This window comes from Cellulomonas sp. RIT-PI-Y, assembly GCF_025642745.1.
Classification (GTDB): domain Bacteria; phylum Actinomycetota; class Actinomycetes; order Actinomycetales; family Cellulomonadaceae; genus Cellulomonas.
Window position 1 is genome coordinate 1 of sequence record NZ_JANZKP010000042.1, and the last position, 25,198, is coordinate 25,198.

General features: G+C 73.7%; 24 protein-coding genes. 5 read left to right on the forward strand and 19 right to left on the reverse strand.

What is annotated here, in order from left to right; translation table 11 throughout:
- A partial coding sequence (locus OGL89_RS12660; protein WP_346770712.1) for a glycosyltransferase 87 family protein occupies positions 1-1,248 on the forward strand: 1,248 nt, incomplete at its 5' end.
- A 24-nt stretch (positions 1,249-1,272) separates the two neighbouring features.
- On the opposite strand, the gene OGL89_RS17205 is transcribed toward OGL89_RS12660, so the two are convergent.
- A complete protein-coding gene (locus tag OGL89_RS17205) occupies positions 1,273-1,974 on the reverse strand; it encodes a DUF4870 domain-containing protein (protein ID WP_263120512.1) in 702 nt (233 codons plus the stop codon).
- Positions 1,975-2,066: 92 nt separating this feature from the next.
- Entirely contained in the window at positions 2,067-3,011 is a 945-nt protein-coding gene (locus tag OGL89_RS12670) for an LLM class F420-dependent oxidoreductase (RefSeq protein ID WP_263120513.1), read from the reverse strand.
- Between the two features lie 38 nt (positions 3,012-3,049).
- Here OGL89_RS12670 and OGL89_RS12675 point away from each other — a divergent pair, with 38 nt between their 5' ends.
- The 3 genes from OGL89_RS12675 to OGL89_RS12685 are packed head-to-tail and all read left to right on the forward strand — an operon-like array spanning position 3,050 to position 4,381.
- The gene (locus tag OGL89_RS12675; RefSeq protein ID WP_263120514.1) at positions 3,050-3,229 is read left to right on the forward strand and encodes a hypothetical protein; all 180 of its coding nucleotides are present in this window, start codon (positions 3,050-3,052) and stop codon (positions 3,227-3,229) included.
- 31 nt (positions 3,230-3,260) lie between these two features.
- Positions 3,261-3,920: a DUF1684 domain-containing protein gene (locus OGL89_RS12680; protein ID WP_263120515.1), complete on the forward strand. Its 660-nt coding sequence runs from the start codon at positions 3,261-3,263 to the stop codon at positions 3,918-3,920.
- Positions 3,921-3,940: 20 nt separating this feature from the next.
- The gene (locus OGL89_RS12685) at positions 3,941-4,381 is read left to right on the forward strand and encodes a GNAT family N-acetyltransferase (protein ID WP_263120516.1); all 441 of its coding nucleotides are present in this window, start codon (positions 3,941-3,943) and stop codon (positions 4,379-4,381) included.
- Between the two features lie 4 nt (positions 4,382-4,385).
- On the opposite strand, the gene OGL89_RS12690 is transcribed toward OGL89_RS12685, so the two are convergent.
- The 13 genes from OGL89_RS12690 to OGL89_RS12750 all read right to left on the reverse strand — a co-directional run bounded on the left by OGL89_RS12690 (position 4,386) and on the right by OGL89_RS12750 (position 19,489).
- Positions 4,386-5,312, reverse strand: coding sequence for a DNA-formamidopyrimidine glycosylase family protein (locus tag OGL89_RS12690; protein WP_263120517.1), 927 nt, complete (start codon positions 5,310-5,312; stop codon positions 4,386-4,388).
- 104 nt (positions 5,313-5,416) lie between these two features.
- Positions 5,417-6,292: a PRD domain-containing protein gene (locus tag OGL89_RS12695; RefSeq protein WP_263120518.1), complete on the reverse strand. Its 876-nt coding sequence runs from the start codon at positions 6,290-6,292 to the stop codon at positions 5,417-5,419.
- A 91-nt stretch (positions 6,293-6,383) separates the two neighbouring features.
- Positions 6,384-6,872, reverse strand: coding sequence for a PTS glucose transporter subunit IIA (locus OGL89_RS12700; protein WP_263120519.1), 489 nt, complete (start codon positions 6,870-6,872; stop codon positions 6,384-6,386).
- 16 nt (positions 6,873-6,888) lie between these two features.
- Positions 6,889-8,778: an FAD-dependent oxidoreductase gene (locus OGL89_RS12705; protein WP_263120520.1), complete on the reverse strand. Its 1,890-nt coding sequence runs from the start codon at positions 8,776-8,778 to the stop codon at positions 6,889-6,891.
- A gap of 69 nt (positions 8,779-8,847) precedes the next feature.
- Entirely contained in the window at positions 8,848-10,284 is a 1,437-nt protein-coding gene (locus tag OGL89_RS12710; protein ID WP_263120521.1) for a PTS transporter subunit EIIC, read from the reverse strand.
- Between the two features lie 441 nt (positions 10,285-10,725).
- Entirely contained in the window at positions 10,726-12,039 is a 1,314-nt protein-coding gene (locus OGL89_RS12715; RefSeq protein WP_263120522.1) for an MmgE/PrpD family protein, read from the reverse strand.
- On the reverse strand, positions 12,036-13,637 hold the full coding sequence (locus OGL89_RS12720; RefSeq protein WP_263120523.1) for an ABC transporter ATP-binding protein: 1,602 nt from the start codon (positions 13,635-13,637) through the stop codon (positions 12,036-12,038). Before OGL89_RS12720 ends, OGL89_RS12715 begins: the two co-directional genes overlap by 4 nt.
- On the reverse strand, positions 13,634-14,509 hold the full coding sequence (locus OGL89_RS12725; RefSeq protein ID WP_263120524.1) for an ABC transporter permease: 876 nt from the start codon (positions 14,507-14,509) through the stop codon (positions 13,634-13,636). The genes OGL89_RS12720 and OGL89_RS12725 overlap by 4 nt, the downstream gene beginning before the upstream one ends.
- Positions 14,506-15,453, reverse strand: coding sequence for an ABC transporter permease (locus tag OGL89_RS12730; protein WP_263120525.1), 948 nt, complete (start codon positions 15,451-15,453; stop codon positions 14,506-14,508). The genes OGL89_RS12725 and OGL89_RS12730 overlap by 4 nt, the downstream gene beginning before the upstream one ends.
- Positions 15,450-17,099 (reverse strand): ABC transporter substrate-binding protein, encoded by a 1,650-nt coding sequence (locus OGL89_RS12735; protein WP_263120526.1) that lies wholly within the window; start codon positions 17,097-17,099, stop codon positions 15,450-15,452. Before OGL89_RS12735 ends, OGL89_RS12730 begins: the two co-directional genes overlap by 4 nt.
- Before the next feature lie 31 nt (positions 17,100-17,130).
- Positions 17,131-17,730 (reverse strand): short chain dehydrogenase, encoded by a 600-nt coding sequence (locus OGL89_RS12740; RefSeq protein WP_263120527.1) that lies wholly within the window; start codon positions 17,728-17,730, stop codon positions 17,131-17,133.
- A complete protein-coding gene (locus tag OGL89_RS12745; RefSeq protein ID WP_263120528.1) occupies positions 17,727-18,812 on the reverse strand; it encodes a nuclear transport factor 2 family protein in 1,086 nt (361 codons plus the stop codon). Before OGL89_RS12745 ends, OGL89_RS12740 begins: the two co-directional genes overlap by 4 nt.
- Positions 18,809-19,489, reverse strand: a complete 681-nt coding sequence (locus OGL89_RS12750; protein ID WP_263120529.1) for an NAD(P)H-binding protein — start codon at positions 19,487-19,489, stop codon at positions 18,809-18,811. Before OGL89_RS12750 ends, OGL89_RS12745 begins: the two co-directional genes overlap by 4 nt.
- A 358-nt stretch (positions 19,490-19,847) precedes the next feature.
- Between OGL89_RS12750 and OGL89_RS12755 the strand changes: the two genes are divergently transcribed.
- Positions 19,848-20,462 (forward strand): TetR/AcrR family transcriptional regulator, encoded by a 615-nt coding sequence (locus tag OGL89_RS12755; protein ID WP_263120530.1) that lies wholly within the window; start codon positions 19,848-19,850, stop codon positions 20,460-20,462.
- 15 nt (positions 20,463-20,477) lie between these two features.
- On the opposite strand, the gene OGL89_RS12760 is transcribed toward OGL89_RS12755, so the two are convergent.
- The 4 genes from OGL89_RS12760 to OGL89_RS12775 are packed head-to-tail and all read right to left on the reverse strand — an operon-like array spanning position 20,478 to position 25,185.
- Positions 20,478-21,188, reverse strand: a complete 711-nt coding sequence (locus OGL89_RS12760; protein ID WP_263120531.1) for an alpha/beta hydrolase — start codon at positions 21,186-21,188, stop codon at positions 20,478-20,480.
- Positions 21,185-23,278 carry an iron ABC transporter permease gene (locus OGL89_RS12765; RefSeq protein WP_263120532.1) on the reverse strand — a complete coding sequence of 698 codons (2,094 nt, stop codon included), beginning with the start codon at positions 23,276-23,278 and terminating at the stop codon, positions 21,185-21,187. The genes OGL89_RS12760 and OGL89_RS12765 overlap by 4 nt, the downstream gene beginning before the upstream one ends.
- Positions 23,279-24,337 (reverse strand): iron-siderophore ABC transporter substrate-binding protein, encoded by a 1,059-nt coding sequence (locus tag OGL89_RS12770; RefSeq protein ID WP_263120533.1) that lies wholly within the window; start codon positions 24,335-24,337, stop codon positions 23,279-23,281.
- Positions 24,334-25,185: an ABC transporter ATP-binding protein gene (locus tag OGL89_RS12775; RefSeq protein ID WP_263120534.1), complete on the reverse strand. Its 852-nt coding sequence runs from the start codon at positions 25,183-25,185 to the stop codon at positions 24,334-24,336. Before OGL89_RS12775 ends, OGL89_RS12770 begins: the two co-directional genes overlap by 4 nt.
- Positions 25,186-25,198: the final 13 nt, after the last annotated feature.

A 25,198-nucleotide genomic window follows, 5' to 3' on the forward strand; every position in this document is an offset into this window, starting at 1 on the left:
CGGGCCGTCCTGATCGGCGCGTTCGCCGCGGTGCACCTGTGGATCGGCCTGGTCGGCACCGTGATCATCCCGACCCGGGCCTTCTGGGACGTCGACCTCTACCGCTGGTGGATGTGGCAGGGCCTGCACCAGGGCATCTGGCCGGTGCTGGACGGCGACTGGGTCTACCCGGCCGGCGCGATCCTGCCGATGCTGCTGCCCGGATTCGTCGACACCTGGGACACCCGCACCTACGCGGTCGCCTGGACCCTGCTGATCACCGCACTGAACGCCCTCGCCGCCTGGACGCTGCTCCGGGTCGGCCGCGCCCTCCCGCGGGAACCGCACTCGGTCGGTCCGATGCTCGGGGTCTGGTGGTGGCTCGGCTTTATCCTGCTGCTCGGCCCGGTGTCCGTCGGCCGCCTGGACGCGGTCGTCGCCCCGATCGTGGTCACCGCGCTGGCGCTCGCGCTCCGGCGCCCCGCGGTCGCCTCGGCGCTGCTGACCTTCGGCGCCTGGGTCAAGGTGGCTCCCGGCGCCCTGCTCCTGCCGCTGGTGCTGATCGTGCGCCGGCCCTGGCGGCATGTGGTGCTCCCCGCCGCCGCGGTGTGCGTGGTGGTCGCCGGGATCGTCGCCGCCGGGGGCGGGCTGTCCCACCTGTTCAGCTTCCTCGGCGAGCAGGGCGAGCGCGGGCTCCAGCTGGAGTCGGTCGCCGCGACCGCCTGGGTGCTGCGCGGCCTGGTCGACGGCGGCGTCCGGATCTGGATGAACGACGAGATCATCACCTGGGAGATCGTCGGGCCGGGCACCTCGACCATGGCCGCGCTGCTCGGCGTGGCGCTGCCCCTCGCCCTGGCCGCCGCCACCGCTCTCCTGCTCCGGGTGCGGCTGCGCGCGGGCGATCGACTGGACCACGCCGCCTTCCTGGCCCGTGGTGCGCTGCTGATCGCCCTGGTGCTGATCATCGCAAACAAGGTCGGCTCGCCGCAGTTCATCGGCTGGCTGGCCGGGCCGGTGGTGATCGGTCTGGCACGTCCCGGCCGGGAGCCGGTCCGGGCGTGGCGCACCACCGCCGTCCTGGTCCTCGCGATCGCCGGGCTCACCCAGTGGGTGTTCCCGATCGCCTACGACGCGATCACCGCGGGAGTGGTCGGCGCCTCGCTGCTGCTGGTGGCGCGGAACGTCCTGCTGGTCGTGACGCTGGTCGTGGTGGTGCGGGACCTGTGGCGCATGGCGCGGGTGCCCCAGGACTTCGCCTCCGCTGACTGACCGGAGCCGACGGAGGTCCCGGGGTCAGCGGAAGACCGGCAACCCGGTCACCGCGACCCGTCGTCCCTGGCTCGCCTGCACCCAACCCACGATCGAGAACACCACGTGCACGACGCTGACCGCGAGCCAGCTCAGGATGATGAGGCCGAACGGGAAGAACCCGTGGATCTCGTGCGCGACGAACAGCACGCTGAAGTGCCCGCCGACCAGCAGCACGGTGGCGATCAGGTAGGTCAGGCCCCAGTTGGCGGCGCGGTTGGCGTTCTCCCGCGCGGTCGGCGCCTGCTGCCGCGGGGTGCGCGCGGCGACGATCATCGCGATGCCCGCGGCGAGCGAGCCCACGAACGGGATCGGGAACAGCGCGATCAGGCCGAGCGCCCAGGGCAGCACTCCGGTCGAGGGCGGGGGCTGGACCGGGTAGCCGGGCACCGCGCCGGGCTGCGGGTATCCGGGCGGGGCGTATCCCGGCGCGGCGTACCCGGGCGGATACGGCGGCGGGCCACCGGTGGGCGGCGCCACGGGGCCGGGCGCGGGGGAGGATCCGGGCGCAGGCGGGTGACCCGGACCCGGACCCGTCGCCGGCGGGAACCCCTGACCCGGTGTCCCGGGGGAGGGCGCCGGCGGCGGCTGGTAGCCGGGGATGGCGGAGCCGTCGTGCCGGGGCTCCCCCGCCCCGGCGGCACCGGTCGGATCCTGTGCCCGGTCCGGCCCGTTGGTGTCACTCACCGCGTCGTCCTCCCACTGTTCGGCCACCCCGATCCTCGCTCGCACCCGGCCGGGCCGCACACCGACGCGGTGCGCGGCCCGGTGGTGCGGTGTCAGCCCAGCTGCGGCATGACCTCGGAGGCCACCAGCTCCAGGTGGTCCAGGTCGTGCAGATCGAGGACCTGCAGATAGACCCGGCTCACCCCGAGTTCGGCCAGCGCACCGAGCCGGTCGACGATCGCGGTCGGGGTGCCGGCGATGCCGACTCCACGGACCTCCAGGGGGTCACGGCCGATCGCGGCGGCCCGGCGGTCGACCTCGGCGTCGTCCTTGCCCGCGACCAGCACGAGCGCGGAGGACATGATGATCGACCCCGGGTCACGGCCGATCTCCCGGCACGCGGCGCGGACGCCGTCCAGCTTCTCCCCGATCTGGTCCAGCGCGGGGAAGGAGAGGTTGAACTCGGTGGCGAACCGGGCCGCGAGCGCCGGGGTCTTCTTGGGTCCGAGACCGCCGACGATCACCGGCACCCCGGCACGGGACGGGTCGATCGGCGAGGTCTGCACCGGCTTGGGCAGCGCGGGGCTGTTGACCAGGGTGTAGTGCTCGCCCTCGTAGCTGAACCGCTCGCCGACCGGGGTGCCCCACAGGCCGGTGATCACCTCGAGCTGCTCGGTGAGCGGGCCGAAGCGCTTGGCCGGGAACGGGATGCCGTAGGCGGAGTGCTCCTCCGCGAACCAGCCCGCCCCGAGCCCGAGCTCCACCCGGCCGCCGGACATCTGGTCGACCTGGGCGACCTGGATCGCGAGCACCCCGGGGTGCCGGAAGGTCGCGGAGGTCACCAGGGTGCCGAGCTTGATCCGGCTGGTCTCCCGCGCCAGACCGGCCAGCGTGGTCCACGCGTCGGTAGGGCCGGGCAGACCCTCCCCGCCCATCGACAGGTAGTGGTCCGAGCGGAAGAAGGCGTCGAAGCCCAGCTCCTCGGTGGCTCGGGCGACGGTGAGCAGGTCGTCGTAGGTCGCGCCCTGCTGCGGTTCGGTGAAGATCCTCAGGTCCATGTCCCGAGCCTTTCACGTCGAGGCGGTACGGTCGCCCGGTGCGCAGCCGCATCCGCTGGTCCAGCCTCGCCGTCGTGGTCGGCGCCGGGCTGCTCACCCTGGTGTGCCTCGGCGCGGCGCTGCGCGGCCGGACCTGGGCCTGGCTCGGTGCGCTGATCTGCGCCGCGGTGGTGGTGCGCGAGGTGCGCGCGCTGCGACGCCTCGACCGGAACGGATGAAACCCTGCCGTCGGCATGACAGGCTGGGGTCATGGTGACTCCGCTCGGCCAGGCCCTCGACGCCCTCGCCGTGGCGGACTGGCGACGCCGGGTGGCGCAGATGTACGCCCGGGTGCGGGAGATCGCCGTCGACGACCCGGCCGCCGCGCACGCGCACTGGGTCGAGCAGCGCAACGACCTGTTCGCCGACCACGCGGCTTCCCCGCTGCACCCGGCGGCCAAGGCGGTGTTCATCGGGCTGGACGTCGCACCCTACGACCCGGCCTACCGGTTCAAGCTGCGGGTCCGCGCCACCCTCCCGCAGCGGATGGAGGTCGCGACCGGCACCGACGGCGTGGTGCCCTTCGACCGGGTCGGCAAGGTGGAGGTGGGCGACCTCGGCACCCTGGCGGTGTGGGCGCTGCGCACCTACGGCGGTGGGATCTTCGTGCCGGTCAAGGACGCGACCAGCAACCGGAGCACCTACGGCGGGGGCCGGTACCTGCTGGACACCGTGAAGGGCGCGGACCTCGGCCGGGCGGTCGACGGCGGCCTGATCATCGACTTCAACTTCGCGTACAACCCGTCCTGCGCCTACGACCCGGCCTGGGCCTGCCCGCTGCCCAGCCGTGGGAACGTGCTGTCGGTGCCGTTGCCGGTCGGCGAGCAGAAGGTCGATCAGCGGCTGGTCGCCGACTTCGAGCTGGAATGAGGGCCGCCTAGGCTGCCCCGGTGACCCTCCGCACCGTCGTCCGCCGCCCGGACCAGATCAGCGCGACCGAGCTGTACGCCCTGCTGAAGCTCCGGGTCGACGTGTTCGTCGTCGAGCAGACCTGTCCCTACCCGGAGCTGGACGGCCAGGATCTGCTGGCCGACACCCTCCAGGTCTGGACCGAGGAGGACGGCGAGGTGCTCGGCTGCATCCGGGTGCTGCGCCACGGATCGGACACCCCCGCGATCGGCCGGGTCGCGACCTCGCAGGCCGCGCGCGGTCGACGGGTCGCCGGTGGGCTCCTGGAACGCGGGATCGAGCTGTGCGGCCCCGCCGCGACCATCCACCTGCACGCCCAGGAGCACCTGGAGCACTGGTACGGCCGGTACGGGTTCGTGCGGGACGGCGCGACCTACGACGAGGACGGCATCCCGCACGTCCCGATGGTCCGCACCCCCTGAGCGTTCAGCGCTGGCAGACCGGGCAGTGGTACAGCTTCCGGCCGGCCATCTCCTCCACCACCACCGGGGTGCCGCACACCCGGCACGGCTCGCCCGCGCGGCCGTAGACCCAGTGCCGCAGCGACGGGTCGAGCAGCGCGGCCGACCGGCCCTCGGCGTCCAGGTCCTCCCGGGTGAGCATCACCCCGGTGCGGATCCCGTCCTCCAGCAGCACCGCCCAGTCGTCCCAGATCGCCCGCAGGGTCTCGGCCGGGACCGCCCGGCCCGGGGTGTGCGGGTCCAACCGGGCCCGGAACAGCAGCTCGGCCCGGTAGATGTTCCCGATCCCGGCGACCACCGCTTGGTCCATCAGGAGCTGCCCGACCGGCGTGCGACGGGCGGTCACCGCCCGCACCACCCGGGCGCCCGGGTCGCCGTCGCCGCCCTGCACGTCCGACTCGACCGCCGGGTCCGGGCCCAACCGGTCCAGCACCGCCGCCGCCGCGACCGGATCGAGCACCTCGCAGGCGGTCGGCCCCCGCAGGTCCGCGACGGTCGACCCGGTCGCCAGCCGCACCCGCACCTGGCCCACCGGCTCCGGCGGGAAGTCCGCCGCGTCCAGCTCCGCGGCCAGCTCGCCCTCGCCCATCCGGCGCCGGACCCGGGGCGCCCCCATGCTCGCCACCACGGTCGACCCCTCGTCCAACGGCGACACCGCGCCGAGGAAGTCCCACGCGCCGTACAGCCCGAGGTGCACCCGCAGGGTGAGATCGCCCTCGAAGGTCAGGAAGAGCTGCTTGCCGACCGCCGCCGACCCGATCAGCTCCCGTCCGTCGATCAGCGCCGCGCCGGTCGCGAACCGTCCCTGCGGGGAGCTCACCGCCAGCCGGTGTCCGACGAAGTCACGGGCGAACTGGCGGGCGATGCGGTGGACGGTGTGACCTTCGGGCATGGGTCCAGGCTAGGCCGGTGCGCCGACATGCGGGGGGCAGGTCGTGCGGGACCGGACGGGCTGCCGCACCTCGGCCGCCCGCCCCGTCCGGCGGGAGTCCCGTGCTAGCGCGGGGTCGTCGCGGCCGCGGTGAGCCGGGCCACGTGCAGGCTCAGGTAGAGCAGTTCGTCCTGATCGACCGCCCAGTCGAAGAGCTCGGCGAGCAGCTCGCCGATCCGGACCGCGGAGGCGTACTGCCGCGGCTTGCTCGCCCGGACCGCTTCCAGCAGCGCGTCCGCGTCACCGGCCGGGCGCCCGACGATCGGGACCTCCGGGTCGGTGTCGTGCAGCCGGGCCCGGACGAACAGGAACCGCAGGTGGGTGATGAATCGCGCCACCTCCACCGATCCCTCGTCGTACCGGATGCCGTACTCCTCCTCGATGATCCGCAGGATCTGTTCCAGCGCGGAGGTCAGCCGGATGTACTCGCGCATGTCGTCCGAGCCGTACTGCGCGTTGACGAAGTGCATCGCGATCGGCACCGCCTCGGAGGCAGGCAGCCGGACGCCGGTGCGCCGCTCGATGATGTCCAGCGCCTCCCGGCCGTAGGCGAGCTCGGCCGGGTAGAGGTAGGAGAGCTCGGAGCGCAGCGGGTACTCGCTCGCTGTCCCGTCCTGGGTACGCCGCAGCGCGAAGCCGATGTGGTCGGCCAGCGGGATCAGCACCCGGGCGGTGACGTAGCTGCCCAGGCGCTCGCGGCCGATCCGCATCACCTCCTCCGAGGCGGCGACCGCCTCGATCGAGATCTCCTCGACCATCGCGGCCAACCGCTCCAGCGATCCGATGCCGTCCGGCACGAAGGTGCGCTGCACCCCGGCGGGGTCGACCTCGGCGCCGGGGTGCGAGCGGAACCCGAGACCGGGCCCGAGCATGATCACCTCGGTGCCGTTGTCGTCGACCCCGAGCACCACGCTGTTGTTCAGGACCTGCTTGACCCGCATGCGTCTTCCCGTCCTCCCGACCCGGACGCCGTCGTCCGGGACATCGTCTCCGAGTCGGGTCGGGATCCGACCGACCCGGGCAGGTGAATCCTCACGACCGCACGGTGAGCACGGTCGTCCCGGCGGTGACCGGGCCGGGTGCGGCGACCTCGACCGGGCCGACCGCGTCGGCGTTGGGCACGACGACCATCACGGTGGTGGACAGCCCCGCGGCCTCGACCGCGGCCAGGTCCACGGTGGCCAGCGGCGCACCGGCGGTGACCGTGTCCCCGGCCTCGACCCGCTGGACGAAGTGCGCGCCGCCGAGCGTCACGGTGTCGATGCCGATGTGCACCAGCACCTCGGCGCCGTCCGCGGCCCGCACCCCGTAGGCGTGCGGCATGGCGGAGATCACCTGACCGGAGACCGGGGAGACCACCTCGCCGGAGTCGGGACGGACCGCGGTGCCGGGGCCGAGCAGCCCGGCGGCGAAAGCGGGGTCGCCGCAGTCCGCGAGCGCGACGACGGTGCCGGTCACGGGCGAGACGACCTCGGTGGGTCCGGTGACGGTCAGGGTCTTGCGTCGGCCGAAGAGGGCCATGGGGGGTGTTCCTTCCTCAGAGGTTCATCGCGTAGGTGTGGCCCTCGAACACGGCGTCCATGATGATCCGCGGCCGGACACAGTCGCCGACCACCACCGTCTCCGGCGTGATCCCGTAGAACTCCGCGGCCAGGTCCGCCCGGGCCCGCATCCCGACCGAGATCACCACGTGGTCGGCCGGGATCGTCCGCTCCACGCCGTCGGCGTCCGCGACCCGGACCCCCTCGGCGTCGATCGCCAGGCACCGGCTGCTCAGCTGGAAGGACAGCGTCGGGGTGTCCTCGATCTTCTGCCGCAGCGCCTCGCGGTACAGCGTGTTGCCCTGCGGGGCGTACACCGGACCGATGTCGACCATGGTCACGTCCTTGCCGCGCAGCCGGGCCAGCTCCAGGCCGATCTCGGTGCCGATCGCGCCCGCGCCGACCACGACCACCCGCTGCCCGAGCTCCGCCTCGCGCAGGATCGCCTGGTTGCCGGTCATCACGTGCGGCAGGTCCAGGCCCGGGATCGGCGGGACCACCTCGGTGGCGCCGACCGCGATCACCAGTGCGTCCGGGGCGAGCTCCCGGACCAGCTCCGGGGTGGCCTCGGTGCGCAGCCGGACGTCGACCGCGCTGGACCCGATCCGGCGCAGCAGGTAGTCGAGGTACGCCTTGATGTCCTGCTTGTAGTGCTCCCGGGCCACGTACTGCAGCTGGCCGCCCAGCACCTCCTCGCGCTCGATCAGCACCACCTCGTGCCCGCGCTCGGCCGCGGTGAGCGCGGCCGTGATCCCGCCCGGCCCGCCGCCGACCACCACGGTGCGGCGCGGCCGCGGGGTGATCGAGAGCGTGCGCGGGACGAACTCCTCGTTCCAGAACCGCGGGTTCACCGAGCAGCCGACGTTCCGGCGGTTGGTGCTGATGTGGTAGCACTGCAGGCAGCGGATGCACGGCACGATCTCGTCCGCGCGACCCTCCTGGGCCTTGCGCGGCCACTCCGGGTCGGCGATCAGCGGGCGGCCCAGCGCGACCATGTCGACCAGGCCGGAGGCGATGATCTCCTCCGCCTCGTCCGGGGTCATGATCGCGCCGACCACGCTCACCGGGATGCCGACGTTGGCCTTGACCTGCGCGGCCCAGGCGACGTTGGGCATGTGCTGCTCGAAGTTGGTCGTGGCCAGGTGCACGTTGCCCTGGATGCCGATGTCCACGCCCGCGCTGATCTGCACGGTGTCGAGGTACGGCTCGGCGAGCTTGATGAACGCCAGGGTGTCCTCGAAGGAGATCGAGTTCTCCATCCACTCCACCGCGCTGATCCGCATGTCCACCGGGAAGTCCGGTCCGACCGCGGCCCGCACCGCCTGCAGGATGCGCAGCGGGAATCTCGCCCGGTTCTCCAGCGACCCGCCGTACTCGTCGGTGCGGAAGTTGGTCCGCGGGGACAGGAACTGCGCGGGAAGCCACCCGTGCCCGAAGTGCAGGAACACCATGTCGAAGCCGAGCTCCCGGGCGTTGCGGACGCAGCGCGCCCACAGCTCCAGCACCTCCTCCATGTCCGCCTCGGTCATGCCGCGGACCTCGACGCCGTCCTCCCGCACGAAGCTGGACGGGCCCCGGGCGAAGTCCTTCACCCGGGCGTGCAGCCCGCCGTGGAAGATCTCCAGCGACGCCTTGGCCCCGGCCTGGTGCGCCTTGAGCACCCGGCGGCGGGTGTCCTCGACCTCGTACTTGAAGAACACGTCCGGCTCGTCGGGGCTGGCGTAGCTGGACCGGCCCGGCTCGACGATGGCGTGGCCGGTGATCACGATCCCGGCCCCGCCGAGCGCCTTGTCCTCGAAGAAGTCGCCGGTCGGGGTGGCCACGATCCGGTTCTTGGTGGTGACGCGGTTCAGCCGCAGCGGGGAGAACAGGTGCGGGTAGTCCATGGGTGGTGCCTTCCGTGCAGGGGGGTGACGGGTGGTCCGGCGCGGGGGCGGCCGGACCACCCGGGACGATCAGCGCGCCGCAGCGGCCTGCGGGGTGACCGCGGCCTCGGCCACGGCCTCCTCGGCCCGGCCCGCGCCGCGCCGGTCCAGCAGCAGCGTCACGACGAAGGCCACCGCGATGGAGAAGAACACCGCGACGAAGTACGGCACCGCCCGCGGCGAGGCCAGGAACGCCGGGGCGCCCAGCACGCCGGAGAACGCGAAGGCGGTGACGTAGACGTCGAAGATCCCGCAGATCAGACCACCGACCAGACCGCCGGCGATCACCGAGATGAAGTACTTCTTGCTCTTCACGATCACGCCGTAGACACCCGGTTCGGTGATCCCCGCGATGCCGTTCACGAAGGCCGCGGACCCGGCGACCGTCCGGGTCTCCTTGTCCTTGGTGAGCACCAGCACCGCCAGCAGCACGCCGAGGATCGCGTAGTTGCCCATCCCGCCGGCGGCCAGGGCGTACTCCTTGCCCTGGTCGGCCAGGATGCTGAGCAGGATCGGGGTGACCAGCCAGTGCGCGCCGATCACGATCACGAACACGAAGAACGCGCCGAAGATCGTGCTGAGGATGATCGGGTACTGGACCAGCCAGGTGTAGCCCTCGACCACACCGTTGGCGATCGCGAACCCGATCGGGCCGAACACCAGCAGCATGAGCGGCACCATCACCACCAGGGAGATCACCGGCACCAGCAGGAGGTGGGTGATCTGCGGCAGCACCTTCTTCAGCCCGCGCTCCAGGTAGGAGAACGCCCACATCCCGATCAGGATCGGCAGCACGGTGCTGGCGAAGGACTGCCCGACGAACGGGATCCCCAGGAAGTCCAGGTGCTCACCGGTGACGTTGATCGCGGTGAGGCTGGGCTCCATCAGCGCCGCACCGATGGTCGCACCGATGTACGGGTTGGCGCGGAACTGCCGGGCCGCGGTGAAGGCCAGCAGGATCGGGAAGAAGTAGAGCATCGCGTTGCCCGCGGCGGACAGGATCGCGTAGGTGTTCGAGGTGTCCGACAGCCAGCCGAACTGCAGGCACAGGGCCAGCAGGCCCTTGATGATGCCGACCGAGGCCAGCACCGGGATGTACGGGGTGAAGATCGCGGAGATGGTCCCCAGCAGCCGGTCGAACCAGGTGCCGTTCGCGGCGTCCTTGCCGCGCTTGGACAGACCGCCGCGCGGGGCGGGGGCGTCGCCCTCGGACTCGTCGGAGTGCACGCCCGGGATCGCGGCGACGGCCTGGTACGCGTCCGGCACGTCGGTCCCGACGATGATCTGGAACTGACCCTGGGACTCCATGATCCCGACCGCCTGGGGCAGCGCCTCGATCCGCTGCTTGTCGACCTGACCCGGGTCGACCAGCTGGAACCGGAGGCGGGTCGCGCAGTGCGTGACGTGCCGGATGTTCTCGGGACCGCCCACCGCGTCGACGGTGACGCGAGCGAATTCGGTGTACATGGCTCTTCCTCTCGCTCCGCACCGCGACGTCGCGGTGCGGATCCAGCTCGACCGGGGGGCGGTCGAGGGATCGGAACCGGCGCGGGCGGGCCGGGCGAGGAGGGGCTACGTCGTCCTCCGGGCCGGGAGACCGTGACACCGGCGCTGGAGGGGGGAGATCCAGACCCGGGGACACGGACGGACCGTGCGCCGGGCCACTGATCTTGCCTCCGAGGAGTAACAACCCTGTGGCCTGAAGCGGATGCTTCGGTGCGGAAGGATGCTCCCTCCGAGCCCTCGGGCGCAAGTCCCCAGGTCACCCCGTCGTCACCGCGGGGGCGCGGAGCCGCCGGTCTCGAGGCCACACTCCGGCGCGAACGCGCTGCACCAGGTCGCGGTGCGGGGGCGGGGCACTTCTGGGGCGCACGCCCCCAGGTCGTCCCGCACGCCTCGGTGGCCGTCTCAGCCGTGCGGCAGGCGGTCCAGGACGTCGCCCAGGACCGCGTCCGGGGCGCGCACCAGTCGTTCCAGCGCGGTGCACCGGGCGTCGTCGCCGATCAGCTCCCGTCGACGCGCTGCACGGTCCTGCTCCCCGAGCGGGCGGGCCGTCGACCCCAGCGCGTGCGGGGCGTCCCGGGTCAGGGTGCGCCCGGAGCGGTGCACGGTGACGTGGGCCGGATAGTTGCGGTCCGCGGACTCCCGTGCGGGGTCCGGCAGCACGCGGACCCGGTCGGCGATCGTGCGCACCCCGGGGTCGGCGAGCAGCGCCGAGGTCTCCGGACCGCCCAGCCGACGCAGCCCCGGCGCCCCGTGCGTCACGGCCACCGCGATCAGGAACGGCAGCGCGAACTGGGCCTGCATCAGACCGTTCGGTCGCGTGACGGTGAGACCGGCGGCACCGGGCACCACCCGGACCTCGATCAGGTCCGGCGGGCCCTCTCCCTGACCTGAGGCGGTCAGCTCCAGCACCCCGTCGAGCGCGGCGTGCGCGGCACGGCAGCACGGGTAGGGCTTGGTGTAGGTGTCCCGGCACTCCCAGACCGTCCAGGGCGACAGCTCGACGTCCGGCCCGACGTCGAGCGCCCCCGGCACCACCGGCGGCGCGCCCTCGTCCTCGCCGGGTCCGACGCCGGGGTCCACCGCGGTCTCGGCCACCGCGACGGCCGTGGCAGCGGCCCAGCCGATCGCCTCGCGCGCCGCGGCCGTCGTCAGGTGCGCGGTCGGGGCCCAGGCCCCCGCCAGCCGCAACGCCTGGGCGATCTGCGGCACCGTGCCGCCACGGGCCGCGGTCAGGGCCGCCGCCGCGCCGTGCGTCGCGGCATACCCGCTGGCTCGGTAGCCGGCCCCGCTCACCTGCGGGGACGCCAGCCATCCGACCCGGGCGGCCACCTCGTACCCCGCGACCAGCGCGCGCCGGACCAGCGCCACCGGGGTCGACCGGGGCAGGCCGGCCAGCAGCACCGGGAGGACCGTGGACCCGGCATGGATCCCCCCGCCCCGGTAGTGCCCGTCGTCCAGGTCGAGCGCCGACGCCGCGGTGGCACCGGCCGCCGCCGCCCACCCCGGGTCCGCCCCACGGTCCGTGCCGATCACCGGAGCCGCACCGGGATGCCGGGCCGCCACCCGCCGCGCCGCGACGGCCGCCTCGGTGCGCAGCCCGGCGATCAGGACCGCGAGCCCGTCGGCCCATGCCTCCGTGGCCCAGGCGTCGACCGGGTCGGGGACATCCGTCAGGATCGCGGCCACCGCCTCGGCCGCCCGGTGTGTCCCGCTCACCCCGCCGTCCCGCTCAACGCCGTCGGCAGATCCGCCAGCAGCCGCCGGCTGTACGGATGAGCCGGGTGCTCCCACACGGTCTGCACCGGGCCGCGCTCCACCACCCGGCCCTCGCGCAGCACGACCACCTCGTCGCTGATCTGCCGGATCACGGCCAGATCGTGGGACACGAAGACGAGGGCCAGCCCCCGCTCGCGCTGCAGCCGGGCGAGCAGGGCGAGCACCTGGTCCTGCACCAGTACGTCGAGCGCGGACACCGCCTCGTCGCAGACCAGCACCTCGGGCTCGGCGACCAGCGCGCGGGCGATGGCCACCCGCTGACGCTGCCCGCCGGACAGGGCGATCGGGTACCGGTCCAGCAGGTCGGGGCCGAGCCCGACATCGGTGAGCGCGTCCACCAGGACCTCGCGGCGTGCGGGCCCCCGGAGCGCCGCCCGCTCCCCGGTCAGGGCCTCGCCCAGCAGCCGGTGCACCGTCCAGCGCGGGTCGAAGGCCGCCAGCGGGTCCTGGGCCACGATCTGCATCCGCGGACGCCGCGGACGCCGGGCACGCTCCGGCACACCCGACCACGCCGCGCCGTCCAACGTGACCTCGCCGCCGTCCGGCTCCTGGAGACCGAGGAGCACTCGCAGCAGCGTGGACTTCCCCGACCCCGACTCGCCCACGACCCCGAGGGTCCGGCCGCGTTCCACCCGGACGCTGACGTCGTCCAGCGCGGTCAGCCGCCCGCCACCCGGCCGGTGGTAGGTCACCGACACCCGCTCGGCCGCCAGCACCGGCGGTTCAGGTCGGTCCTCGGCCTCGCGCGCGGGTGGCGCGTCGACCGGCAGCGCCGCGACCAGTTCGCGGGTGTACGGGTGCCGGGGGTCGTGCAGGATCCGTCGCGGCGGACCCTCCTCCACCACCTCGCCGTCCCGGAGCACCAGGACGTGGTCGGCGATCTCGGCCACCACGGCCAGGTCGTGGCTGACCAGCACCAGCGCCATCCCGTCGGCGGTCAGCCCGCCGAGCAGGTCGAGGACCTGGCGCTGGACCGTGACGTCCAGGGCGGTGGTCGGCTCGTCGGCGATCAGCACCCGTGGGCCGGCGGCGATCGCGGTCGCGATCAGAGCACGCTGACGCAGGCCGCCGGACAGTTCGTGCGCGTGCTGCCGGGCACGCTGCTCGGGGTCGGGGATCCCGGCCGCGCGCAGCAGCTCCAGCACCCGCCGACGCCGCTCAGGGCGGGGCATCCGGCGGTGCGCGGTCAGCGCCTCGGCGACCTCGCGCGACACACTGCGCAACGGGTCGAGCGACTGCAGGGCGTCCTGGAGCACCAGTCCGACCCGGTCGCCGCGCACTCGGCGCCAACCCGCCTCGGTCAGCGTCAGGCCGTCCTCGCCGTCCACGGTGAGCTCGGTGGCGGTCACCGTCGCGGCCGGGCCGGCCAGGCCCAGCAGCGCGCGGGCGATGGTCGACTTGCCCGATCCGGACTCGCCGACCAGGGCGAGGCAGCGGCCGGGCTCCAGGTCGAAGGAGACGCCCCGCACAGCGGGCACCGGCCCGGTCGGCCCGGCGTAGGTGAGGGCGAGGTCGCGCACGCTCAGCACAGTGGTCATGTCAGTCCTCGGGCGGAGACGACGCGCTGCAGCCGACGGCCGAGCACGGTGAAGGCGAGGATGGTGGCGACGGTGGCCGCCCCCGGGAAGACGGTCTGCCACCACGCCAGGGTCAGCACCTCACGCCCCTCGGACAGCAGCGCGCCCCACTCCGGTGCCGGGCGCTCGGGGCCGAGGCCGACGAAGCTGAGCCCGGAAACGGTCAGCAGCGCCGTGCCGACCTCGATCGCCGCCAGCAGCAGCACCGACGTGAGCACGTGCGGCAGGACGTGCTCGGCGACGATCCGGCCTTGCGACCGGCCGAAGGTGACCGCCGCCCGCACGAAGTCGGCGTGCCGGACCGCCATCGTCTGCCGCCGGACCAGACGGCCGAAGCCGGGCGCCGACGCCACCCCGACCGCGACGGCCAGGGTCACCGTCCCCGGTCCGAGCAGGGTGGCCAGCACCAGGGCGAGCAGCACGCTCGGGAACGCGGACATCAGGTCCAGCACCCGCGCGACCACGTCGTCCACCCAGGTCCGGCCCAGCCCGGCGATCAGACCGAGCAGGGCGCCGAGCACGACGGCGATCAGCACCGCCAGCACGGCGATCGTCACCGAGTACCGGGCGCCGTACACCACCCGGGCGAACAGGTCCCGCCCGAGCTGGTCGGTGCCGAACCAGTGCGCGGCACCCGGTGCCTGCAAGGAGGCGGACGGGTCGGTGGCCTGGGGATCGGCGCCGGTCAGCAGTCCCGGCGCCAGGACGGCGGCGGCGACCAGCGTCAGGACGCCCGCGGCGATCACGGTGCCGGGCGTCCACCAGCGCCGGCCGCGGGCCGAGGCGGGGCGTGCCCGTGGGTCGACGGCCCGCCCGCTCGTGATCGAGGTCATCGCCGCACCTCCTGCAACCGGGGGTCGATCAGCACCGCGGCGGTGTCCACCACCGCCGAGACCAGCACGTACGCAGCGGCCACGATCAGCACGACGGCCAGCAGCACCGGCATGTCCTTGCCCTGGACGGCGGTGAGAGCGGTCCGCCCCAGACCGGGACGCCCGAAGACGGTCTCCACCACCACCGCACCGCCGATCAGCGCGCCGAGCATGTTCCCGGCGAGGGTGAGCGAGGCGACCGCCGCGTGCGGGACCAGGTGCACGGTGCGCAGCCGGAGCGGGCTGATCCCGCGCGCCCGCGCGGACAGCACGAACGGGTCGTGCTGTCGGCGGGCCACCTCCTCGCGCAGGAACTGGCCGAGGATGCCGCCGATCGGCAGGGCGAGGGTCAGGGCGGGGAGCACCAGCGCGGACGGACTCCCCGCGCCGGCGGCCGGGAACCAGCCCCACCGGTAGGACAGCAGCAGGAGCAGCAGCGATCCCGCCCAGAACGTGGGCACGCAGATCGCCAGCATCTCCACCGCGGACAGCAGCCGCAGCGAGGCCGGCGGCCGGTCCACGGTCAGCACCGCCACCAGCCAGGCGGTGACCCCCGCGATCAGGAGCGCGGCCACCGCGAGCTGCACGGTGGGACCGATCTGGGACCCGATCAGGTCCGCCACGTCGGTCCGCTGCACGTAGGACCGGCCCAGGTCGCCCCGGGCCAGACCGGCCAGGAAGTCGAGGTACTGCACCAGCACGGGGCGGTCCAGCCCGAGCGCGTCCCGGACCTGCTCGCGCAGGCCGGGATCGTTCGCGTGCACACCCAGCACCACGTCCTCCACCGAGCCGGGCATCGCCCGCAGCCCGACGAAGGTCACCGTCACGGCCGCCCACAGGACGACCAGCGCCCCTGCGAGCCGTCGCAGGACGACTCGCAGGAGCGCACGGCCGGTGTCGGTCACGACCGGCCGAGCCACACGCCGTAGGCGCTGTCCGGCGTCCCGCTGGACGGGTCGAAGCCGGCCCCGTGCACCTCGGCGGCGGTCGCGACCTGGAAGGTGGACTCGGTGAGCGGGATGAAGACGGCCTCGTCGAGCACCAGGTCGGTCTGCACCGCGTCGATCGCGGTCGTGTAGGCCGCGTGGTCGGTGGCGGTCAGCGCCGTGGTGGCCGCCTCGACCGCCGCCGTCGGCTGGTAGGAGCCCGCCGCGTAGAAGTACCCGGCCCAGGTGCCGAGCACCGAGTTGGCGTAGTCGGTCTTGCCGAAGGTCGCCGGGTAGACCGACCAGCTGCCGTCGGCGATCGACGCCGACACCTCGGTCCAGGTGGGGGTGCTGAACGCGAGCTCGACGCCCAGGTTCGTCTTGAGCTGGTCCTGCACCGCCTCGATCAGGGTGTCGCGCTGATCGCGCACCGAGTCGGCGTCGTAGGTGACCGCCAGGCTGAGGCGCTCGCCGTCCCGGGTGCGGTAGCCGTCGGCGTCCCGCTCGGTCCAGCCCGCCTCGTCCAGCAGCGCGTTCGCCGCGTCGACGTCGTCGCCCCAGGCGCCCTCGAGGTCCGCGTCGTACCCGGCGCTGTCCTGGCCGACCCAGGACCAGGCCCGGTCGACCTGACCGGCGTAGACCGCCTGCACGATGGCGTCCAGGTCGAAGCCGTCGCGGACCGCCTGGCGCAGGCGCACGTCGTCCCACGGCGCGTTGGCCGGGTCGGCGTTGACCACGAAGCCGAAGGTCGAGGCGGTGCGCGGACCGTTCTGATAGGTCAGTCCGGCGCTCTCCAGCCCGGCGACCTGCAGGGCCGGCACTCCGGAGATGACCTGGACCTGACCGGACTGGAGTGCCCCGACCCGGCCCGCGTCGTCGGACTGGAAGCTGTAGGTCACCGAGTCCAGGTAGGCGGGGCCGCTGTGGCCGGCGCTCTCTGGGGCCCAGTCGTAGTCGTCGTTGCGGACGAGCTCGACGTGGTCGCCACGGCTGTAGTCGGCGACGGTGAACGGTCCGGTGCCGGACAGGTCCCCGGTGGTCGGGTCGCACAGTCCGTCGCCGAGCTCCAGTCCGGCCGGGTCGACGATGCCCAGTGCCACCGAGCTGAGCGAGTCCAGCAGCGAGGTGTCCGGGGCGGACAGCTGCAGGACCAGGGTGTGGTCGTCGGGCGCGGTGATGTCCGTGACCGAGGACAGCAGCGTCGCGTACGTCGACCCGTGCGAGGCGTCCCGGACGTAGTCGTAGTTCGCCTGCACCGCGGCGGCGTCCAGCGCGGCGCCGTCGCTGAACGTGACGTCGTCCCGCAGGTCGAAGGTGTAGGTGGTGCCGTCGTCCGACACCGTCCACCCGGACGCGAGCCACGGTGTGAAGCTGCCGTCCTGCTCCTGGTGCACCAGGGAGTCGACCAGGTTGCGCAGCACCGCCCGGTCGGACACCAGCTGGTGGAACGCGGGGGCGAAGCAGGACGGCTCGCTGGCGATCGCCCAGGTGAGCGAGCCGCCGGTGCCGGGGGTGTCGCCGCCGGAGCCGGTCTCGCCGCCGGAGCAGGCGGCCAGCAGCAGGGCGGTGGCGGTGAGGGCGACGATCGGGACCGGACGCCGGAGCGGGAGGGAGCGCAGGGACATGGTCGGACTCCAGGGGGTGAGGTGGGGGTGCTCAGTGGCCCACGCGGAACGTGGTGCCGGATTCGATGCCCTCGACCGAGCGGACGAAGGCGAGGGCGACGCGGGCGGCGGTGACCGGCTCGTGGCCGGGCAGGGGGTTGTCACCGCCGAGCGCGTCGATGGACTCCTGGACGATGCTCGGGCTGACCGCGTTGATCCGGCGCCCGTCGCCGAGTTCGGCGGCGACCGCGCGGACGAACGCGTCGATGCCGCCGTTGGCGATCGCGGCGGTGACGCCGCCCGCCCAGGGGATCCGCGACATGATCCCGGAGACCAGGGTCACGGAACCGGGGGCGCGGAGGTGCGGCAGCCCCTGTAGCACCAGGTCGACCTGGGAGAGCAGCTTGCCCCGCACCGAGGACTCCACCTGGGAGAGCTCGAGGTCGTGCAGCGGGGCGAGCTCCAGGGTGCCGACCGTGCAGACCAGGGCGTCGACGGCCCCGACCCGGCGCCACAGGTCGGCGACCGAGGCGGGTTCGGTCAGATCGATCGCGGGGAAGTCGGCGACGACCAGGTCGTGTCCGCGGGCGGTGAGCGCCGCCGCGACCGCCGACCCGATGGTCCCGGTGCTCCCGACCTGGAGGATCCTCATCGGTCGCCCTCCTCGAACCAGTCGGTCGCCGCACCGGCCTCGATGGTCGCGAGCAGGTCGGCCGGATAGCTGACGTCGTCCTCCTCCAGGTGCTTCTGGGTGGCGACGCGGTGGGCGATCCGCCAGCCGTCGGCGGTGCGCTGCCAGGTGTCCGCGTACAGACCGGTGCCCCGGGAGCGGTGCAGGACACCCGGCCGGTCGGTGCGCTGCAGCGTGAGGTGCAGCACCTCCGAGGTGGACCGCGCCGCGTCGCCGTCCACCTCGATCAGCGTGTTCCCGATCAGGTGCTGGCCGGAGACCCGGGTCGCGTTGAAGTCGTCCCGGAGGAACCGGCCCAGGGCGGCGGCGGAGAGGGTCCCGAGCGCGGTGCCCGGCAGCTCCACCTCCGCGTCGGCCGTGAAGACCCGCTCGAACAGGTCCCAGCGGTTCTGGTCCTGGGCCTGGGCGTAGGCGTGCAGGACGTCCTGGATGGCGGCCCGGTCCACCAGACGGCGGAGCTGCGGGCTGAGGTCCTCGGTCACGGGCTCTCCTGGGGTGGGGGTGGTGGGCACGTGCACCGCGACGGCGGGGTCGTGGGCGGCGCCGGCCACCGCGCGAACCTGCTCGGCGGTGTAGTGCAGGGCGGCGACGTCGTCGCTGACCCGGGCGATCACGTGCCGGGTGATCAGCCACCGGCCGTCGACCGGGACGAGGTCGTCGATGTAGAGCCCGGCCGCCGACTGCTGGTCGACGGGCTCCGGGGCGTCGGTGGACCGTTCGACGGTGGTGGCCAGGAAGGAGGTCACGGCCCGGACCCGCGCGACGCCGTCCCGGTCCGGCAGCGTCCGGATCAGGGTGTTCGCCAGCAGGTGCTGACCGGAGACCCGGGCCGTGTCGAACCGCCCGGCCAGCACCCCCCAGAACTCCGCCGCGGTCACCGGCTGCGCCAGCCAGCCCGGCACGTCCACCTCGGCGCCCGGCGCGAAGGCCGAGTCGTAGAGCGCGGGCACGCGTTGGTCGACGCCCTGCGCATAGCGACGCAGCGCCTCGACCACCTGCTCGCGGCGGTCCAGCTCCCCCGGGTGGCCGGTCAGGACGATCACGAAGCGAACCCGTCGCCACGCAGCGGCTCGGTCAGGGTGAGGAACCGTCCGGAGTGCTCAGGCGTCAGTGCCTCGTCGATCGCGAAGGCCGCCAGGTCGGCGTAGGTGATCCGGGACGACCGGTCGAGCTCGATCCGCTCGTGCACCCCGTGCGGTCGCCGGGGGCCGTCGTAGATCGCGGGGTTGCGCAGGACGGTCCACCGGACCTCGCCGTCGCCGTACGCGGCGAGCAGTTCCTCCATCCGGTCCTTGTCCTCCACCCGGTGACCGACCAGGTCCCGCAGCCAGCGCACGTAGGGCGAGCCGTCGTTGCTGCCGCCCGCACCGTGGGTGCTCATGGCGACCAGGTGCGGGACGCCGTGCCGGGGCATGGCCGCCAGCAGCAGCTCGGTGGACACCCGGCACACGTCGACCCGCTGGGAGTCGTCGATCTCCGCCCGGGAGCGGCCGGCGGCCGGGATGCCGAGGCTCGACACCACACCGACGGCGCCGGGCAGGAGGTCCTCGATCACGGCCGGGTCGCGGGCGTCGCCGACCACCACCCGGAGCCGTCCGTGCTCGACCGGGAGACCCTCCCGGCGGCGGACCAGCGCGGTGACGGCGAGGCCGCGGTCGAGGGCCTGGGCGACGACTTCCTGACCGGTGCGGCCGGTGGCGCCGAGGACGACGAGAGACATGACGGGGCTCCTGACGGGAGGGCGGAGGGCAGCACGGCGCCGCGACGAGGGCGCGGTGCGGTGCGGGGAATCGGCCGGGGCGAGGGGTCGCCCGGGCCGGGCCTCGGGGACCGGGCGCGGGTCAGCGCGCGGTCAGCGAGAGGCGGGTGGTGGCGTCGTCAGCGACGCGCGACCCGACATCGCGGGCTCGGACAACAGGGACGGGGCGACCGGGCACTCGGCAGCACGACGGCGGATGCCGCGGTGCGATGCGTCGGGGTGCTCACGGTCGGTGCTCCTGATCCTGGTGGGTGCGGAGAGCGTACGACAGCGTCTCACTTATGCAACAGATTGTCTCACAAAGTGGTCCTCTGGCATCATGACCGGCGCATCGACCGGTGCGGATCGCGGACGGGACGGGAGCGACGTGGACCCACGGACGGCGCGCACACGCGAGGCGGCCCTGCATGCGGCGGTCGACCTCCTCGCCGACGCCGGGCCCTCGGCGCTCACCCACCAGGAGCTGTCCCGGGCGGCCGGTGTCTCCCGCGCCACCCTCTACCGGCACTGGCCCACCGCGATCGATCTCCTGCTGGACCTGCTCGCCGAGTTCCGGATGCCCGACTTCGTCCCGGTCGACGGCGATCTCCGCGCCCGGGTCACCGTCAACCTGGACGCCCAGCACGAACGCCTGGCCGACCGCCGGTACCGCGGGGTCTACCTGGCCTCCCAGTCCCTCGCGCACGAACCGCGGATCCGACGGCGCCTGTGGGAGATGAACGAGCCCCGGGTGGCCTCCGTGGTCGCCGCCCTCGGGCCGGAGTTCGACCTGCACCGCCGTCCGGACCACGTCGTGCACGTGCTGGCCCTGATGAACGGGCCCCTCCTCCAACTGCTCACCTTCGTCGGCCCGGAGCTCCCGGCCGAGCTGCGCGAGGCCATCGTGGACTCGGTGCTCGACTACCTGGACCGCCACTGCCGCGAGGACGCCTGACCGGACCGCGCCGCCTCAGGGCCCGTCCGCCCCCAGCAGCCGGCCGACCGCCGCGGCCACCACCGCGGGTGCCTCCCGCACCACCAGATGCGTCGTCCCCGGCACCACCAGCAGGTCCGCCCCCGGCACCGCCGCCGCGATCGACTCGGTGTGCGACCGCGCCACCATGTCGTGCTCGCCGGACATCACCAGCACCGGCATCCGCCCGAGCCCGGCCAGCGACTCCGGCGCGATGTCCGGCGCCGACTCCCACAGCGCGTGCAGCTTGGCCACGACGGCGTCGCCGTGCCCGGCCCCGTCGGGCGACAGCCGCCCGTACTCCTCGACCAGGAGGTCCCACGCCCGGTCGGTCACGGTGGGGTGCGGGTAGTCGTCCGGCACCCAGGCGTCGGTGTGCAGGTTCGCGCCGATGCTGGTCAGCGAGCGCACCCGCTCCGGGTGGTCCCGGGCCAGCAGCAGTCCGACGATCCCGCCGTCCGAATGCCCGACCACGTGCGCCGCGTCGACGCCGAGCTCGTCCAGGTAGGCCAGGGTCTCGGCCACCCAACGGTCATAGGAGTAGGGCCCCTCGACGTCCGGGGTCCGGCCGTGCCCCGCGCGCTCCGGCGCCAGCACCCGGAACCGGTCGGCCAGCAGATCGCCGAGCGCACGCACCGACTCGATCGAGCAGAACCCGCCGTGCAACAGCAGCAGGGGCTCGCCCGCGCCCCACTCCTCGTGATTCATGTCCGGGATCGTCGCAGCAACCAGACGAAGTACGGCGCACCGATCAACGCGATCATCAGCCCGGCCGGCAGCTGCGACGGCGCGATCAGGGTGCGACCCAGGGTGTCCGCCACGCAGACCAGCAGCGCCCCGAGCAGCATGGCCACCGGGATCACCCGGCCGTGCCGCGCGCCGACCAGGGCGCGGGCCAGGTGCGGGGCGACCAGCCCGACGAATCCGACCGTGCCCACGGCCACCACGCTGACCGCCGCCAGCACTGCCGCGAGCGCGAGCAGCCCCAGCCGGTCGCGCTCGGTCCGGATGCCCAGGATGCGCGGGGTGTCCTCGTCGACGGCCAGCAGGTCGAGCCGACGGCGCAGACCGAAGGCGATCGGCAGCGCGATCACCAGGGCCACCGCCACCGGGATCACGTCGGGCAGGATCCGGCCGTAGGTGGTGCCCGACAGCCAGGTCAGGATGCGCGGGGTCTCCCACGGGTCGGAGCGCAGCAGCAGGAACGTCATCACCGCGTTCAGTGCGTAGCCGATCCCGATGCCGACCAGCACGAACCGGTCCGGCAACAGCCCGCCGCGCCAGGCCAGCGCCGTGATCAGCGCGAAGGTCGCCAGACCGACCAGCACGGCCATCAGCACCAGCACCGGCCGGCCGCCCGCGATGCCGGAGGTCACCACCAGCACCGCGCCCAGTCCGGCCCCGGCGGTGATGCCGAGCAGCCCCGGTTCGGCCAGCGGGTTGCGCACGGTGGACTGCACCACGGTGCCCGCGAGCGCCAGTGCCGCCCCGGCCAGCGTCGCCGCCAGGATCCGTGGCCAGCGCTCGTCCAGCGCCCGGGTCACCAGGTCGGGCGCGTCGCCCTGGAGCCACAGCCCGAGGTCACCGGTCCGCAGCTGCAGCGTCCCGGACAACAGCCCGAGCATGACGGCCGTGGCCAGCAGCGTCGCGACCACGACCAGCGCGATCACGAACCGGCGCCGGCTGCGCGGCCGCGAGCCCGCCGACCCCGCCTGCCGAGCGGCGCCGGCGTCCCGCAGCCGCAGTGCGAGCACCACGATCACCAGGCCACCGAGCAGGGCGGTCGGGAGGCCGGTGGGGATGGAGGTCGCGCCCTGGGCGCCGACGACGGCGCGCAGCACGGCGTCCGCCAGCAGGATCAGCAGCGCGCCGAGCAGCCCGGCCGCGGGCACGAGCAGCGCGTGCCGGTGCAGTCCGCGGACCTTGGCGCCGATCAGCCGGGTCACGACCGGAGCCCCCAGCCCGACGAAGGCGATCGGCCCCGCGAGCGTGACCGAGGTGCTGGTCAGCAGCACCGCGCAGACCACCGCGAGCGTCCGGGTCGAGCGCACCGGGACCCCGAGCGAGGACGCGGCGTCGTCGCCGAGCCCCAGCACGTCCAGCCGCCGGGACAGCAGCAGCGCCACCACCAGCACGACCACGATCAACGGCGCGGCCCGTCGCGAGGCGTCCAGGTTCAGCTGGGCCAACGACCCGCTGCCCCAGGCGAACAGCCCGGTGGTGTTCTCCTTGAACAGGATCAGCAGCATCGCGGTCCCGGCGTCCAGCGCCATCGCGATCGCCGACCCGGCCAGGATCAGCCGGGTGGTCGCCGTGCCGGCCGCCCGGCCGGTCAGACCGAGCACCACCCCGGCGGCCAGCAGTCCCCCGGCGAAGGCCACCGCTCCGGAGGCCCACAGCGGCACCGCCAGGCCGAAGGCCGCCACCGCGGTCAGCGTGAAGTACGACCCTGCGGTCACCGCCAGGGTGTCCGGCGAGGCCAGCACGTTCCGGGTCACCGACTGCAGCAGTGCGCCCGCGGCGCCGAGGGCGAAGCCCACCGCCACCCCGGCCAGCAGCCGCGGCAGCCGCGACCCGGTGAAGATGTCGGCCACCGAGACCCCGCCGACGTCGATCTGCCCCCCGGTGAGGGCGCGCAGCAGATCGGCCGCCCCCAACCCGGAGGTGCCCTGGGTCAGATGCCAGAGCCCGGTGACGACGACGGCGACCAGCAGGGCGGCGAGCACCGCCACCCCACCGGCCACCCCGGGCGTGGCGGTCCGCTCACGCCCGGGGGTCAGGGTCCCGGTGGCGCGCACTCAGCCGAGGATCGCGTCGACGTACGCGTCGATCGCCTGCTGGCAGGACAGCGGGCCGCCCGCGCCCCAGACCCCGGCCGGGAACGCGTGCGCGCGGCCCTCCTGCACGGCGGGCAGCGAGGTCCAGATCGAGCTCTTCTCCAGCTCGGTGACGTAGCTGTCCGCGGTGTCGTCGCTGGAGTAGAACAGGTTGGCGTCGCCGACCGCGGTCAGGCCCTCGATGTCGGTCTGCGCCAGACCGTAGGCCGGGTCGACGCCGCCGCTGCCGTAGGCGTCGTTGATCTCGTTCGTCCAGGCGGAGGTCATGCCCAGCTGCTCGCCGAGCGCGGTGAACAGCGCGCCCTGCCCGTAGGGGCGGATCACGACGTTGCCGCCCTCGATCCAGCCGTCGAAGAACAGGAAGTCGGTGGTCGGCAGGTCCGCGTCGGCGACCTTCTCCTTGGCGTCCGCCAGGTACTGGTCGAAGTCGGCCAGCACCGCCTCGGCGCGCTCGGTCCGGCCGGTGGCCTCGGCGATCATCGAGAACACGTTCTCCATGTTGCCGATCGGGTCCGAGCCGTCCGCCCCCAGGGTGGCCAGCACCGGCACGTCACGCTGCTCGAGCTGGGTGATCAGGTCGTCGTCCGCGCTGAACGCCTCGACGATGATCAGGTCCGGGTCCAGCGCGTACAGCGCGTCCAGGTCCGGCTCGCCCCGGGTGCCCAGGTCGGTCACGGTGTCCGGCAGGGTCTCCGCGCTGACGTAGGTGGCATAGCCCTCCGGGTCGGAGACGCCGACCGGCGTGACGCACAGGGTCAGCGCGTCCTCGATCTGCTGCCACTCCAGCACGACCACCCGGGACGCGGGCTTGTCCAACTCGACGGTCCGGCCCACCCCGTCGGTCAGCGAGACCGGGTCGGTGGAGGTCGCGGTGGTGTCCTGGGCGCAGGCCTCGGACGTCGCCTCGGAGGCGGCGGTGGTGGCCGGGGCCTCCACCGTGGTGGTGCCGCAGGCCGCGGCGGTCAGGGCGACAGCGATCGCGGTCGCGCTGACGGCAGCCAGGCGCTTGACGCGGGTCATGTCTGGTCCTCTCGGATCGGGGATGGTGCGGGGAGGGCGCGCCGACCCCGGGCCGTGTAGCGGCCGACCGGGTCGATGCGGAGGTGTCCGTTGCGCGGGTCGGCGCCGATCTCCACCGGCAGCTCGTAGACCGCGCTCACGTTCTCGGAGGTGAGCACCACGGCCGGGTCGCCGGCGGCGTGGATCCGCCCGGCGCTCATCAGCACCAGCTCGTCGGCGACCCGGGCGGCGTGGTCCAGGTCGTGCAGCACGATGCCGACCGCGACCCCGTGCTCCTCGGCCAGGTCGCGCACCAGGTCCAGCGTCTCCACCTGATAGCGCAGGTCGAGGTGGTTCGTCGGCTCGTCCAGCAGCACGACCGCGGTGTCCTGCGCCAGGCAGGCGGCCAGCCAGACCCGCTGCATCTCCCCGCCGGACAGCTCGCCCGCGGCGCGCTCGGCCATGTCCTGCACCCCGGTGACGGCCATCGCGTGCTCGATCAGCCGGCGGTCCTCCGCGGTCAGCCCGGCGAACCCCCGGCGGTACGGGTGCCGCCCGAAGGCCACCACCTCCGCCACGGTCAGCCCCTGCGGGGACGGGCGCGACTGACTGAACAGCGTCACCTCGCGGGCGAACTCCCGGGCATGCAGCAGGGACAGCTCGCGCTCGCCGACCAGCACCCGGCCCTCGTCGACCTTGTGCAGCCGGGCCAGCGCCCGCAGCAGCGTCGACTTCCCGCTGCCGTTCGGCCCGACCAGCGCGGTGACCCGTCCCGGCGTCAGGGCCACCGAGACGCCGTGCACCACCGCGGTCCTGCCGTAGCGCAGGAGCAGCTGCTCACCGCGCAGCCCGGTGCGGTCATCGGTCATGAGGTCCTGATTC